The 14,976-nt window shown below is 41.8% G+C and carries 15 protein-coding genes; all 15 read right to left on the reverse strand.

What is annotated here, in order from left to right:
• Positions 1 to 44 precede the first annotated feature (44 nt).
• Positions 45 to 2,468: a single-stranded-DNA-specific exonuclease RecJ gene (recJ, locus tag DP73_RS02490; RefSeq protein WP_034597211.1), complete on the reverse strand. Its 2,424-nt coding sequence runs from the start codon at positions 2,466 to 2,468 to the stop codon at positions 45 to 47.
• A gap of 94 nt (positions 2,469 to 2,562) precedes the next feature.
• Positions 2,563 to 3,552: a cation diffusion facilitator family transporter gene (locus DP73_RS02495; RefSeq protein ID WP_034597212.1), complete on the reverse strand. Its 990-nt coding sequence runs from the start codon at positions 3,550 to 3,552 to the stop codon at positions 2,563 to 2,565.
• 228 nt (positions 3,553 to 3,780) lie between these two features.
• Positions 3,781 to 4,227: a hypothetical protein gene (locus DP73_RS02500; protein ID WP_034597213.1), complete on the reverse strand. Its 447-nt coding sequence runs from the start codon at positions 4,225 to 4,227 to the stop codon at positions 3,781 to 3,783.
• A gap of 861 nt (positions 4,228 to 5,088) precedes the next feature.
• Positions 5,089 to 5,235 carry a hypothetical protein gene (locus DP73_RS23280; RefSeq protein ID WP_165574368.1) on the reverse strand — a complete coding sequence of 49 codons (147 nt, stop codon included), beginning with the start codon at positions 5,233 to 5,235 and terminating at the stop codon, positions 5,089 to 5,091.
• A gap of 245 nt (positions 5,236 to 5,480) precedes the next feature.
• Complete coding sequence (locus DP73_RS02505; protein WP_034597214.1) at positions 5,481 to 5,675, reverse strand: hypothetical protein; 195 nt, start codon at positions 5,673 to 5,675, stop codon at positions 5,481 to 5,483.
• A 47-nt stretch (positions 5,676 to 5,722) separates the two neighbouring features.
• Entirely contained in the window at positions 5,723 to 5,848 is a 126-nt protein-coding gene (locus DP73_RS24120; RefSeq protein ID WP_034597215.1) for a hypothetical protein, read from the reverse strand.
• 217 nt (positions 5,849 to 6,065) lie between these two features.
• Positions 6,066 to 6,914 carry a polysaccharide deacetylase family protein gene (locus tag DP73_RS02515; RefSeq protein ID WP_081962917.1) on the reverse strand — a complete coding sequence of 283 codons (849 nt, stop codon included), beginning with the start codon at positions 6,912 to 6,914 and terminating at the stop codon, positions 6,066 to 6,068.
• A gap of 163 nt (positions 6,915 to 7,077) precedes the next feature.
• Positions 7,078 to 8,037 (reverse strand): protein translocase subunit SecF, encoded by a 960-nt coding sequence (gene secF / locus DP73_RS02520; protein ID WP_034597216.1) that lies wholly within the window; start codon positions 8,035 to 8,037, stop codon positions 7,078 to 7,080.
• Complete coding sequence (secD, locus tag DP73_RS02525; protein WP_034597217.1) at positions 8,037 to 9,272, reverse strand: protein translocase subunit SecD; 1,236 nt, start codon at positions 9,270 to 9,272, stop codon at positions 8,037 to 8,039. Before secD ends, secF begins: the two co-directional genes overlap by 1 nt.
• Before the next feature lie 132 nt (positions 9,273 to 9,404).
• On the reverse strand, positions 9,405 to 10,067 hold the full coding sequence (locus DP73_RS02530) for an HD domain-containing protein (protein ID WP_034597218.1): 663 nt from the start codon (positions 10,065 to 10,067) through the stop codon (positions 9,405 to 9,407).
• Positions 10,064 to 10,837, reverse strand: a complete 774-nt coding sequence (locus tag DP73_RS02535) for an EcsC family protein (RefSeq protein ID WP_205623351.1) — start codon at positions 10,835 to 10,837, stop codon at positions 10,064 to 10,066. Before DP73_RS02535 ends, DP73_RS02530 begins: the two co-directional genes overlap by 4 nt.
• 98 nt (positions 10,838 to 10,935) lie before the next feature.
• Entirely contained in the window at positions 10,936 to 11,226 is a 291-nt protein-coding gene (gene yajC / locus DP73_RS02540) for a preprotein translocase subunit YajC (RefSeq protein WP_014901874.1), read from the reverse strand.
• Between the two features lie 144 nt (positions 11,227 to 11,370).
• Positions 11,371 to 12,489 carry a tRNA guanosine(34) transglycosylase Tgt gene (gene tgt / locus DP73_RS02545; protein WP_034597219.1) on the reverse strand — a complete coding sequence of 373 codons (1,119 nt, stop codon included), beginning with the start codon at positions 12,487 to 12,489 and terminating at the stop codon, positions 11,371 to 11,373.
• A 63-nt stretch (positions 12,490 to 12,552) separates the two neighbouring features.
• On the reverse strand, positions 12,553 to 13,575 hold the full coding sequence (gene queA / locus DP73_RS02550; protein ID WP_034597220.1) for a tRNA preQ1(34) S-adenosylmethionine ribosyltransferase-isomerase QueA: 1,023 nt from the start codon (positions 13,573 to 13,575) through the stop codon (positions 12,553 to 12,555).
• A 40-nt stretch (positions 13,576 to 13,615) separates the two neighbouring features.
• Complete coding sequence (locus tag DP73_RS02555; RefSeq protein WP_034597221.1) at positions 13,616 to 14,965, reverse strand: SpoIID/LytB domain-containing protein; 1,350 nt, start codon at positions 14,963 to 14,965, stop codon at positions 13,616 to 13,618.
• Positions 14,966 to 14,976: the final 11 nt, after the last annotated feature.

The following is a 14,976-nucleotide window of genomic DNA, read 5'->3' on the forward strand; positions in this document are numbered from 1 at the left end:
TACTTCAAATTGAGTGACAGCAACCTTTATTAAGAGAGTAATTCTTAATGGACTTTAAGCACTGAATTTAACAGTTCTTTGTGAAACTTTAATGCCTGATCAAACCGTTCTTTGGTTAAGCGATAGCGCGAAGAGGACTCCAACTCTAATTTGCTTTTCGCGGGAATCCATTTTAGAAAGAACTCCTCCGATCCCCCAAGACATTGGATAAGTCCTAACTCTTCAAATATCTTCAAGGCAGCTTTTTGGGTTTGGGATACTGTTTGATTCACACCCCAAAGAAAGGGGTTAGCCGTTTTCGATTTGGTCTGGAGTTCCCGATATAATTCAACGAGCTCATCGCGAGATATAAAACAACAACGGTGACGAACTCTTTCCTCAAGAGGGCTTTCAAATCCTGCTAGTGCAATACGAAATATACCTAATCCCCGTAATTTTTCGACACCCTCCTTGAAATCCTCGCCTGTTAGCGGCAGGCCGAGTATCATGCCAAAATCTTGCTTAACTATTGCTTGTTCATTGCCATCTAGATGCTTGTCCGGCATGAGACTTCTAGGGGAATTATCGCTATTAGGGAAATCATTCCCAAGTCGTAGAGTCGGCATACTCCCTGTATTGTCCCAAACCCATAAACCTTCATTTTTTTGTAATGCCCATTCAGACCTCGGCATATATCTCCAATCTAACCATTCTATTTCCGGTTCCTCAAGTGTAGCAGCTATTTCCTGATATGTATCAGCTTGAGTGTCTTTGCTGAAAGGATCTGTCCAATCTGCCTTAGGCTGGACATCCTTAATCATTAATTGAACATCCTCCCGCCCCCGAAAAGTATTCCAATCTAGAGCAAAAGCGGCATCCAAGGTTTGTTTATCCTGAAGAGCTTGTAAACGTTCTCCTATTCTGAAAGCAATCCCTTCTTGTTCTCCTTTAGATCCAAAGCGGAATTTAATATGACTTTGTTCTTTCCCAACAGCGCCCAAGGAATGCACAGGAATTCCCTTACAAGCTAGAATTGGGCCGGGATTTCCAAGTCCAAAGGGGGCCATTTGCTCAAGTTGACGAAGTAAGTCTGGAGAGACCATATTCAGAGTAACTAAGGAATCAACTCGTAAGACTTCTTGAAACAGAGCTTCATCAAAGGCTAATGCTTGCGTATTAAGGCCCTCTCTGAGTTTTTCAATATCTTTTGTAAGGAGAGAAAAGCCAGCAGCCTGTCTATGTCCACCAAACTTTGTTAGAAGATGGGCCTGTTGGCTTAATTGTTCTAAAACCGGATACCCCAGAATTCCACGAGCTGATCCCTTAGCCTCATCCCCATCTTCCGAGATCATAAAAACCGGTCGATAATACCGTTCTACTAAGCGGGAGGCCACAATCCCCACAACCCCATGATGCCAATTTTCTGCTGAAAGAACGATAACTCTGGGCAGCGGTTTACCCTCTAATAAGGAAACGGCTTCTGCAAGGATCTCCTTTTCTGTTTCCTGACGCATTTGGTTTTCTTTGGTTAACTGCCGTGCAAGTTCACCAGCTCGTTCGGGATCCTCGGATAAGAGAAGTTCCAACCCCGCTCGGGCGCTATCCATCCGCCCGGCAGCGTTGATTCTCGGAGCAACCATAAAGCCGATTTGTCCAGCTTTAAGTGGTTTATCCTTTAAACCACACTCCTCAAGAAGAGCAGCTAGGCCAGGGTGATTGGTTTCTTCCATTTGGCGAAGACCATAATGAACCAGAATCCGGTTTTCCCCAACTACCGGGACAAGGTCTGCAATAGTCCCTAAAGCAACTAAATCTAAAAGATACATTTCCGCTTGAATGCCTACTTCAAGGTTTCCCAGAGATTGTAACAAGGCCTGAGCCAATTTAAACGCTACCCCAACTCCGGCTAAATCACGAAATGGGTAACCTGAATTTTCAAGCTTCGGATTGATAATAGCAAAGGCCTCCGGCAACACTTGACCGGGTTCATGGTGGTCAGTAATGATAATATCAATATTACTGGTTTTTGCTTGGATAACTTCGGCGGCTGCTGTAATTCCACAGTCAACGGTAATTATTACGCGCACTCCCGCCTTAGCCGCACGCTCAACAGCCTCAGCATGGAGACCATAACCTTCATCTTGGCGGTGAGGGATATAGGCTACCGCTTGAAAACCCAGATCTATAAGTACTTTATATAATAAAGTGGTACTTGTCACTCCATCAACATCATAGTCTCCGTAAATAAGTATCTTTTCCTGACGCTTTAGGGCTAAAGTTAATCTTTCTATGGTTTTCCTCATATCACAAAAACAGAAGGGAGAATTTAGATTTAAGAGGGTCGGATGCAAAAATTCAATAGCCTCTTCCGGCTTTTCATACCCTCTTTGAACCAGTATCTCTGAGACAATCGGCGAAATCCCTAATAAATTTCCCAGTGTTTCCGACCTACGTCCGGAAGATTTCGGTACCGACCATATGCGTTTCACAAATATCTCCTCCAGACTTTCATTATAGAACAGCGCAAAAATTGCAGCAACCATTATCAATGGCCGAACCAACTCTCACTCAATTATGCCTCACTTATCTCTCTTTATCTCGAACTTCTGACCTCAGATTACTCCTTCGGGGTCTATAACCACAGCGCTGACAGGTAGAAGTCACCCCATTCTCCACAGGGCATTCTTCCTCTCTGGTGCTACATGGTTCCGCATGAATCAAGACATAAGTTATAGATAATTTCTCATTAATCTCTTGTTCAATCCTATCACAGAGTTCATGAACGTCAACCACAGGGGTAAATTTGGCAACAACTAAATGCAAATCAACATGCCGTTCTGCTCCGGCTTTACGGGTCCGTAGTTTATGAAATTCAACAAATTCTTCCTCATATAGTTGGAGCACTTCAGCAATAATCCTTCGCTCTTCATCAGGCAAGCTAACATCAACTAGCGGTGCAAAGGCCTTTTTGGAAAGGTCAATCGCCGCTCGTATGATCATAAAGGCAACCCCAAGTGCAATAACGGGGTCAATTATAATCCACCCGGTAAATTTTATAATTAGTAATCCGAATAAAACCCCTAGAGATGTATAGATATCTGTCCGCAAATGTAAGGCATCTGCTTCAAGAGCTACAGAATCGGTCTTTATCGCAACTTTCATCAGACGTGTAGATACAATGAAATTCATAACCGCCGAGACGGCCATAATTAGCAGACCTAATCCCAGCCCTAAATCCGAAACATGGCCTCCACTGCCGCTAAGGATTTCTCTGATTTTCTGAATCGCTTCAACGATTATCATCAGTGCTGCCACAAATATTAGCGCAGCTTCAATCGTACCCGAAACATTTTCAATTTTTCCATGTCCATAAGCATGGCATGAATCTGCAGGCTTGCCGGATTCCTTTACGGCAAAAAGAGCAATAATGGCCGCTATTAAATCAATACCCGAATGAATTCCTTCTGACAAGATACTAACGGAACCACTAAGAAAGCCGATTACAACCTTAGATAATGTCAATATTATATTTGAAACGACTGATAATGTGGCGACTTTTGTCTTCTCATTCATGACAACTCTCCTCACCAATTCTTTCAGTAAAGCGCTGCTAAAAGAATCTAACTACATAAAAATAGGACCCCTTATAATAAGGTAGTCCCGCAGATTACTCTGCTGCCCCAAAGCTGAAGCCCAGCTATATGCCTGACATAATAAGTTATGTATAAGATAACAAAAAATATACATAATAGCAAGGTTTTGTTTAGGCTCACTATTTCATTAAAATAGTGTATGTTTCCCTTAGGCAGTGAGAATGTTTCCGTAAATAATCCCACATATTCCTAACATTATTCTTAAAATTGTCGGAGCAAAGCTCCATAATACCTGACTCTTCTTACTCTTGGGAATAAGCCCAGTGCCGAAAACTAAAGCCCATAGCAGTATAGCAATAATAGGTGTTGCAAAGGCACCAAACATAACTAAGCTTGTCAGCCCTCCTACAAGCCCTCCTACAATTTGAGTTTTATTTGCTCTCTTTCCAACCGTAAACAGAAGTAAAATCCCCAGAAGTCCACCAACTATTAGTGGAATTTCCCAATACCAAAACTGTGGTGCATCATAAGCAAGAAGGTTTATTCCGCTTAAAGCCACTATTGCAGCAAAGGTTCCCCAGATTCCTCCAAAGAAAATCATTCCTGCGCAAATAAGAAGTATACCCTCTAATAGAACTAGTTGTATAAATCCCAAGTACCCTTTCCCCCCATTGTTTCTTCGTGTTAGTATATCCCACCAATTACCAGTCTAATCCAACAGAAAAATTACTTTGTAATTTGGCATACAATCCTTTATTTGTTAACATAGTTATATTATTCCACATACTCTGTATCAAGGTAGATGTAATTCAAACCTTTACCAAGAATTATTTCTATATTGAAAAGGAGGTTTTTGCTATGTGGTGGGGACGTCGTTGGGGTTGGGGTTTCCCTTGGTTGGGCTTCGGTCCTTGGTTTGGTTTCGGTCCTTGGTGGGGCTTTCGCCGCTGGTGGTGGTAGGCCGTAAACTCTAGGATAATCCTGATGTTTAAACTTTAATCTTATATTGATATATTAATCTCATTCTAGCCTTCTATAATTATGACTCTTTTTAAATTTATAGATAATGGCGCTGCAGCAATATGCCGGTGCCATTATCTATTTCCTTACTTACTCAACAACTTAAGCCCCCTACCCTCTACTACCTCAAGTCTATAACTATGTAAAAGTGTGTGAAGGGATCTTCTTCCATAGCCGAAAAAAGGCCCCTCGTTGCCAAGGGGCCTTAAACACTCTAATCTAACTTAAAATATAACTCCCAAAGCGATCAGAATCAAAACGGCAATAGCTATAATTCCAGCCCCAGCATACCCACCGGCACCGGCACAAGCACCATATCCGTACATGAACTTCACCTCCATTTGTCAACTTAAATGTGATACAAACTTAGAATACGATTCCCATTGCGATAAGCAAAAGAATGATTACAACAACGATTGCGATTCCTGCACCTAATCCAGTGCCAACTCCACCTGCTCCAAACATATTATTGACCTCCTTTTAATTACTATTTTGTTTAGAATATAACTCCTAAGGCAATTAGGATTAGAATAGCGATTGCGATAATTCCTGCTCCAATTCCACTACCAACTGGGGCAGACTGCGGACAACAAACCCCCGCTCCATAACCTGCAGCTCCAGCACCATATCCATATCCGTACATAATATCTCCTCCTCTTATTTAATTACTAAAATACGATTCCCATTGCGATAAGCAAAAGAATAATAACTACAACTGCAGCAATCCCTGCACCTAATCCACCTGCGCCTGCTCCAAACATACTTATGACCTCCCTTATCCGTTTTAAAACTCCCACTCAGCGAAACCCATCCTCAGACTTTTGCCATCGGGGGTTTCGCCACCGAAGCTTAAAGTTTTTTGCTCAACAACTCCCTAAGGGTTAGCTATTAAAAAATAACGCCTAAAGCAATTAAGATGAGAATAGCGATTGCGATAATTCCTGCTCCGATTCCATTACCTACCGGGGCAACCGGGGCGACTGGGGTGACTGGGCAGCATGCTCCACCATATCCTGCTCCACCATATCCCGCTCCACCAAATCCTGCTCCACCAAATCCTGCTCCTGCTCCATATCCGTACATTGTATTTCCTCCTTATAGTTCATTTTTTAGAAGTTAGAAGATCTTTATTAGAAAACTATACCCATTGCAATTAACAAGAGGATAATTACTACAACTACTGCAATCCCCGGTAAGAAATTAGGTCCACATCCAACACCTTCAACACCTTCAACTGCTCCAATACCATATGCCATATTAGTTACCTCCTTATTCCAATATACTCTATTTTCTTGGGCTCACAGTAAGATATGTAAAAAACGGATAATGTGTTAATATTTTCCAAAATAAATTAAAAAAAACCCTCTCCAAATTAATGGGAGCGTTATCTCTAACTTATGCTTGGTTTCATCAAAGCTAAAACTCCCATCTCTTGTAAGCAGGGTTCCCATGTTTACTTAAACTGCAAAGCACTTAGTAGTTTGAATCCTGAAGTCGTCGAGAAAACTCGTTTAGCCCCATATTAGCAAAGCAATAAACACGTTTCTGGTGCCATTTATCAAAGCTGGGGTCAAACCAACCCCGTTTTGTAGTAAAAGCCATCACATAACCTGTATCCTTAACCGCCTGCGCCACATCCCCAGTGACATCTCCGTAAGGGTAAGCAAAAAATCTTACCGGCAGGCCAAGACCTTTTTCGAGGGCCTCCTTGGAACTTAAAAGTTCATTGTATAACACTTTTCTATCACATTGAGATAAGTAGGGATGACTTACAGTATGTCCGGCAACTTCCCATTCATTTGCCACTAATTCTCTAAGCTGTGTCCAGGATAAAAAACCCTCTCCATCAATATAACTTGACACCATAAACACTGTAGCTGTAAACCCATACTTTTTCACAATAGGAAACGCATTTATATAATTATCTTCATATCCATCATCAAAGGTAATCACAAAAGGTTTAGGAGGAAGAATTTCATTGTTATAAACGGCATTATATAGTTCATTCAGACTAACACTCTCATAGCCTTTATCTCGCATGTAGGACATCTGTGCTTCAAACTGTTCGGGAGGCATTCTTACTTCATTACCTTCCTCCAACATAATTGAATGGTAATAAAGAACCGGTATTTGTCGAACTTCCTGAAGATCTTGTACTTTGTCGGTAATATTAGATGACTCACTCTTAGCCAAACTAGATTCATCCAAGGATAGTGTAGACTGAGAAGTGACATTTGAAGCTTTCTCATCACTACAACCACTAATCCCAAGTCCAATCAGAAAAAGGACAACCAATAGTAGCTTTTTCATAATTTTGCTCACAGCGCTTGCTCCCTTTGCCTGAAATATTTATAACAAAATTACTTGTCGCCATTATTCTAACATATATTCTTAATTTCATCAGTCTTATATCCTTTTCTAAAACTATTTCTATCAAAAAGAGATCCCAAAGCTTAGCTTGAGATCTCTTTAAAAATACGAACAATTATTTTGTAGTGGCTTGAGCCACCTTACCACCTGAGCGAGGCTTTTTCTTCATGTGTCGTTTTATCTCAACAAGTATTTGACTAGCAATGAAAATTGAGGAGTAGGCTCCACAAAACACCCCTATCAACATGGCTAAAGAAAACATTCTTGTCGATTCTCCACCCAGGATAAATACCGCAAACAGAGAAATTAATACAGTTATGACCGTATTAACTGACCGACGCATAGTCTGCCAAACAGATTTGTCCACCATATCCTCATAACTGTCTCCTCGCCTCATCTTGGGTTCATTCTCCCGAATCCTGTCAAAGATAATCACAGTATCATTAATGGAGTAACCGACAATTGTCAAAATTGCTGCCACAAAGGTTGCATCAATTTCCCAGCGAAACAAGGAGAAAATCCCGACAACTACAAAAACGTCGTGTAACAAAGCTAATATTGCTGAGATAGCATAGACAAACTGGAATCTAATAGTAATATATAGGATCATCATTCCCATAGCAACAATCAAAGCATATATAGCATTTCTGGTCAATTCTTGTCCCATAGCCGGGCCTACTTTATCCTCTTTTAAGGACGCTTTGTCAAAAGCCCCAACCTTAGTCTCTAAGGCGTTTAGCAATTCACTTCGTTTCTCTTCCTCGAGGGCTTCAGTTCTGATCAAGGCAGCTGTATCACCATTGGACAACTGTACGGGCCCTTCTAGTCCAACTGATTTCATAGTATCTGATATCGCGCTTTGCGTCACGGCCTTATTAAAGGTTATATCAAGCATCGTTCCACCAGTATAATCGATCCCCAAATTCAGCCCTTGGAGGAACAAGGAAATAATCCCCGGGATTATAATTAAGAGAGAGATTGCAAACCACCAAAGCCGTCTTCTTACAATATTAAAATAAAGTGGATGTAATTTCTGAACCTCTTCATAGGTTGCTGAATGTCCAGTCTTCGTCATTACACATCCCCCCTAACGCCAAACCAGAATGTTTTCATCTTAGGGCTAATTCCTACTACCCAGCGCAATACCTGCCTAGTAAACGTAATCGCAGTAAATAGACTTACAATAATCCCAATACCTAATGTCAAGGCGAATCCTTTAACAGAACCGCTCCCGAGGAGATAAAGAGTAAATGCTGCGATAAGAGTTGTCACGTGGGCATCAATGACCGTTATAAAAGCTCGGCTAAACCCAGACTCTACACCGGCTCGAATTGATTTCCCTGCCCGAATTTCTTCTTTTACCCGCTCATATATAATGATATTAAAGTCTACAGCCATCCCAATAGAGAGAATAAAACCCGCAATACCCGGAAGTGTTAATACTACGTTGAAGCCCCAAAAGGCCCATAAGACAATAAGTCCGTAAACAACTAGCGAAAAATTTGCCACAACGCCGGGTAAGCGATAGTAAATCAACATAAAGAGAAATATAAAAATCAAACTGTAAATACCTGCATGAATACTTTTGTTTAAAGAGTCTACACCTAAAGATGCTCCCACTTGGCGTTTCTCAGCAATACTTAAGCTTACCGGCAACGATCCTGAACGCATGAGAACTGCATCTGCAGCTGCCTCCTCTAAAGTAGCATAGCCGGTAATTTCTGCTTGACCGTTAAGAATCGGTGTGTTAACGGTTGGATTGGTCAAGAGTTCCTCATCAAGATATACCCCTAGTCTCTGACCCACTAACGAAGTTGTTATATCACCAAACTTTTTCGCCCCTTCAGAGGAAAACGTTAAATTTATGACATACCCTTGGCCGCCTTGACTTTGTCCGCCCTTGGCATCTTTTAAATCGTCCCCTTGCAAAAGAATCTTTCCTTGAGCATCTCTAAAGGTTAATTTAGCGGTTGTTTTGAGGATATTAACTGCCTTATCCGGATCTGTAACACCTGCTAAATCAACAACAATCCTTTTCTTACCATAGTCTGCCTGAACGATCGGTTCGGAAACTCCCATATCGTTAACCCTGTTCTCAATAATCGCTTTCGCTTTGTCAATATCGTCATTAGTAATTTGATTGCCTTCTTTATCCTGCTCTGCCTGAAGTACCAAATGCACCCCGCCGCGTAGATCAAGTCCCAACGGAATTCCTTTTACTGGATCCACAAGGGGCTTAATCGATAACCCTGTAGCTACCGCTACAAGAAGCACCAGCACTATGAGTTTGATGATGTTTCCCCGTCTCATCTGCCTTCCTCCCTTTTATTGTTATGGGACTTGCCCATGCCAAACTCCATTATAGAACCTTCAAGTTTGCAATGTCAATCTTGGATAACTAGTAATCTGAGAAAATTAGGGAATACTTCAGGAAATTCACTATTAGAGTAGCTTTACCTCGTTAATCTTTAATTCAAATTTTGTCCCCAAAAAAATAGCAGCTTTGCGGGAAAGAAGCATCCGGGCCAGAAATATCTCGAAGTATTCCATAACTGGACAAATTTCCATATCAATTGTTAGTTCTAAAGCAATTCGTTCTTTGGGATAGACGCGCAAGAAAGACCGTTTAACTGCATAATTCACTCGATCATGTATATCAAACTTTACCAAGTCGGAATTTCTAACTCTGGATCTGTGAACATCTGATTTATCAGCTAAAATCAAAGCCGCTGAAATAACATTAACAGGGTTACCATCTTGCTCATCATGATTGCCAATTGCCCCAATAATGATTGCGATTTCCTCGGGATTCATCTTATGGCGTTCCAATATTCCTGCCGCAAGAATTGCCCCGGAGTGAGCATGATCCACACGGTTCACGGCATTTCCAATATCGTGTAGATAGCCGGCAATAGCAGCCAGTTCACACTCCCTATCGGAATGCTCCATTTTCTCTAGAATATTTGACGCAATATGAGAGACCAAGCCGGCATGCCTTAGGCCATGCTCTGTATAGCCTATGGCTGCAAGATGGCGGTTCCCGGCATCAATAAGAGCTTGTACATAAGGATCCGCTTTAATTTCTTGCAAAGTGACCTTTGTCAAAGTTTAACCCCTCCCAAAATTCTCATTCTATAACAATTGATACCTACAATTCCCAAATCGTCTAATAGCCCATAATTTGCCCAGGCCCCCACTATCATACCCAAACCAGGTATGAGCTGAAGTGTTTTTCGGAAATCTATGGCATCACGATACTCCCGTTGAAATTGTTCCCAATTAACTTGCTGCAAACTTTCTTTCTCCACCGGCCAATTCCCTATGTTCTTATCCCAATTTAGAATGACATTATAAAGTTCGGGTCGTTTTTCTTGACTTGAGAATGCCAGTTGAAAAACATATAACAAGAATAGACGCTCTCGATAATCTTCGGTAGAAAACCCATAAATATGCGCTAACTCAAAAAGAAATTTCATTTTGATTACGATAAGCGCCGGAAAGTCCGCTACCGCCAATGTAAAGCCTCCTGCACCGGTTCCGGCTCCTTCTGCTGCAGCAATTTTTCGATATTTGGTTAAGAGGCTCTGGGCCCTCAAGTCCCGTTCTCGTAAGCTTATTCCATAAATTGTGGGACTATTAGGTACATACTCAAGTCCAAAGACCACGGATTTAATCAATCCTTTAACAGTCGCGGTAATTACAGTATGAACCTTTTGAGGTATGATTTTGTCATTCACCTTGGTTTGAATGACTTTTGAGGTTCGTTCCACCAAGCCCGGCCTTTGCAACAATTTCCTAGTCCATCGATCTAAATCTGCTCGCACATGCTCTTCATACATTTCTTCATTATTTTGGGAATCTTTATAGAAGGGCACAGTGTTCACCTCGTTTACAGTTATGTACAGTATAAGTTTAAAAAGCAAGTGGACTTGCCACTTGCTTTTACCTATGTTTAAATCTACTAATGAATGAACTACTTATCCTTTTCTAACTCAATATCACGGTTCTCTACACTTACTATGCCACTTTTAGCCAGCTCTATCTCTACTTTTTCAGCAATAAGCAACATTACAGAGTCTTCTTTGACTTTTGTGATTTTACCATAGATCCCACCGGTTGTAATTACCTGATCTCTGGTGCGAAGATTATTCATTAATTCCTGACGCTTTTTAGCTTGTTTTTGTTGAGGTCTAATCATGAGAAAGTACATTATTCCAAAAAAGACCACAAAATACAGGACTAAAGTTAAGGTAGATTGATTCAACTTATATTCCTCCTTTATTTATCTCCTAAACTACTTCACCATACCATAGCAAAAATCCTTCCGAATTACCAAAAATATAAGTCGCTTTTGCACACTTCTTCTTTGATAATCCGGCCTCTGGCTTATGTTTCTCTGATATCTGGGTTATTCGTACCCATAATCGGAAAAACACTTTTCCCGGTATTCCGGCAGACGGTCTTCCTTAATCGCTTCCCTAATTTCATGCATTAGGATCTGGAGGTAGCGCAGATTATGAATGCTCATTAATCGAAGGCCTAATATTTCTTCTGCTTTGAGCAGATGTCTAATATAAGCACGAGAATAATTACGACAGGTATAACAATCACAGGATGGGTCAATGGGCCCAAAATCCCGAGCAGACCCTGCATTACGAACAATTACTTTGCCAAAACGAGTCAGTGCTGTCCCATTCCGGGCAATCCTAGTTGGCAGTACACAGTCAAACATATCGATTCCCCTCATAACACCTTCAATCAGTGCATCCGGTGATCCTACACCCATTAGATAGCGGGGTTTTTCTCTCGGGAGTAAAGGAACGGTATAGTCCAACACTTCATACATAATATCTTTAGGTTCTCCTACGCTTAAGCCCCCAATAGCATAGCCTGGCAAATCTAATTCCGTGATCTCTGCCGCACTTTGTCGTCGCAGATCTTCGAACATACCTCCTTGAACAATCCCAAACAAGGATTGGGTATCCGTAGTAGTTAGAGTTTCTTTACAACGCTTAAGCCAGCGCGTGGTCCTCTCCAACGAATCTTTAGCATATGTATGAGTACAGGGATAAGGTGCGCACTCATCAAAGGCCATAACTACATCAGAGCCCAGAGACATTTGAACCTGCATTGATAGTTCCGGACTTAGGAATTGACGAGATCCATCGATGTGTGATCTGAATTCAACCCCTTCTTCTCGTATAGTACGCATATCTCCTAAGCTAAATACTTGAAACCCACCACTGTCGGTAAGAATTGCCCCATCCCAGTTCATAAAGCGATGAAGCCCCCCTGCCTCTCGAACCAATTCATGCCCTGGGCGCAAGAACAAATGATAAGTGTTACTTAAGATCATTCCGGCCCCAATTTCTTTGATCTCTTCCGGGGTCATAGTTTTCACGGTCCCTTGGGTTCCAACCGGCATGAATACAGGGGTATCTACAGTTCCATGAGGTGTATGGAGTTTACCTAAACGAGCCTTCGTTCGAGAATCTTCCTTAAGTATTTCCAAATATACGGCAGCCAAACCTATTCACTTCCTTCTTAAATTTAAAAAGCATTCCCAACCTCTGGCCAATCACATTGAGCTTTATAATATAAGCATAGAATCTCCAAAGCTATAGAATCTGTACCTCTCCTGAACAGCGTTCTCATAGGCTTTTAATATTAGTTCTCTCCCTGCCAATGCACTAACCAACATGACCAAAGTAGACTTTGGAAAATGAAAATTGGTTAGAAGGACATCTACAATTTGAAACAAATAACCGGGATAAATAAAAATATCCGTCCACCCTTCACCGGGTATGACCTGCCCCTTCTGTCCCACGGATTCTAAGGTTCGTGCTGCTGTTGTCCCAACGGCAATGACACGACGTCCCTCTAACTTGGCTCGGTTAATTCGCTCCGCTGCTTCAGCTTCAACACGATAGTACTCCGAATGCATGGCATGTTCACTGATATCCTCCACTTTAACCGGGCGGAAAGTCCCTAAGCCAACATGAAGGAGAATCTCAACAATTTCTATGCCCTTCATCCGAAGTTCATCTAAGAGCTCCGGGGTGAAATGCAGCCCTGCTGTGGGGGCTGCAACAGATCCTCTCTCTTTGGCATATACCGTCTGATAGCGCTCTCGGTCTTCTAATTGTGCAGTTATGTAAGGTGGAAGGGGCATTTGCCCAAGCTCATCGAGTATAGTTTCGAACATTCCTGAATAACTGAAACGAATCCTTCTGTTCCCATTTTCTAAAATTTCCTGGAGTTCTCCGACTAATATTCCGTTTCCAAAGCATACTTTTTGCCCAATCTTAAGACGCTTTCCGGGTTTAACCAAAGCCTCCCATACATCAAGTTCAAGTCTCTTAAGCAAAAGAACTTCAATTTTTACTTCAGTTCCTTCTTTTTCCCCAATCAACCGCGCAGGAATAACCCGGGTATTGTTTAATACAAGGACATCGCCTTTGATTAATAGTGAACTCAAATCTCTAAAAGTGTGGTGTGCTATTTCTCCACTTCTGCGATTAACAACCATTAACCTGGAAGTATCCCGAGGCTCTACCGGATGTTGGGCAATTAAGTCCTCTGGTAATTCAAAATCAAAATCTGAGACATTCAATCTTTCTTGCTCCTTCATTATGACTTACTGATACAGTCAACTATACTTTGGATATAAGAACATTGTTATAATAATAGGTCAATATCTCCTGATATTTAAAACCTAATTGGGCCATATGATAAGCACCCCATTGTGACATTCCTACCCCATGTCCCCACCCTTGCCCCTCAAATATAAAGACTGCATAGGGCTGAGGGCTAGCGTTAGTTCCTAAAGATGAACTAAGGATTTTAGAAAGTAATGGCCCCTGACCCTGCTCAGGCTGCTTTGTCAAATCCAGAAATCCAGAATATCCAGTAGATTCAAAAGGCTCATCAGACATAGCTTTTCCCGATAATCTAAGGTTTGAAGCAACAGTCTTAGCCTCAAATAAACTTCCTAAAAAAGCTTCTTTTCGGATCGGTTGACCAAAAGGATAGAAAGCTTGGACAAAAGCTCTGCCTTTGACAATCCTTGTCTGACCAAATTCATCTTCCAGCTTTACACTTTTTACCCTTCCTGAGGGGAACTTATCAAGTTCTATTTCTCGTACAGGGCCTAGCCCAAATGTTGAACCCAGGAGAGGCGCAGATACGATAAATCTCCAATGATTCACCGCACCTCCGACTCCTTTCGAATAAGGGTCAGGATGGGATATATTATGGAGATCTGCATTTCCCCAAACATTTTTCGCATCCTCAGTATGCCCTCCACTATGTGATGAGTAGAGGGCATCGATGGGTTGCTTAGTCTGGGCATCTACAAGGATTTCCCCTCGCGTTGCTTCGATTGCCTTTGAGGCCTCTCCTTCTACACTTAAACCTGAATAGGCTTGATGGATATCCGGCGAATCTGTGATTAGCTTGCCATTACTTAACTGTCTAACAAGATAAGTTCTGGCAGCTACAGCCTGAGCCTTAAGTGCCTCAAGGCCTCCATTAGCCCACTCGTTGCTCATCTCAATTGGCACTACCCCTTTTAAGTAGTCTTCACTGTCAACTTGATTAATCAGACGCCAATGACCATCTTGCCAGTTAAGTTGTAATCCCCCACGATAACTTGCCGCTTTGCCCTCAGGAGTTTTAATCCTCAGACTCCCTGAGTTAAGGGCGATAATATCTAACAAAGAACCATCAACTACTCTAAACTCTTCATGGTTTATCCTCAAGACGGGAGTCCATCCTCCCCAACCAACCTGAAGAGTCGAGCCAGAGGGAAACTTATAAGATTCATTTCCTAATTTAAGCAGATAATCCCCTTTATCAATGTCTACCTGGATCCACCCCGCTTGGCTAAGATTCCAGACAAGTTCAACTGAAATCATCTTTGCGGTGCAAGGTGCGGGCTGCGCCAGCACGATTAAGAAGGATACTATCCATAAACAGAGCAACCGATACATCATCTGGAACATGCTTTCACACC

The organism is Desulfosporosinus sp. HMP52 (assembly GCF_000765145.1).
GTDB lineage: Bacteria > Bacillota > Desulfitobacteriia > Desulfitobacteriales > Desulfitobacteriaceae > Desulfosporosinus.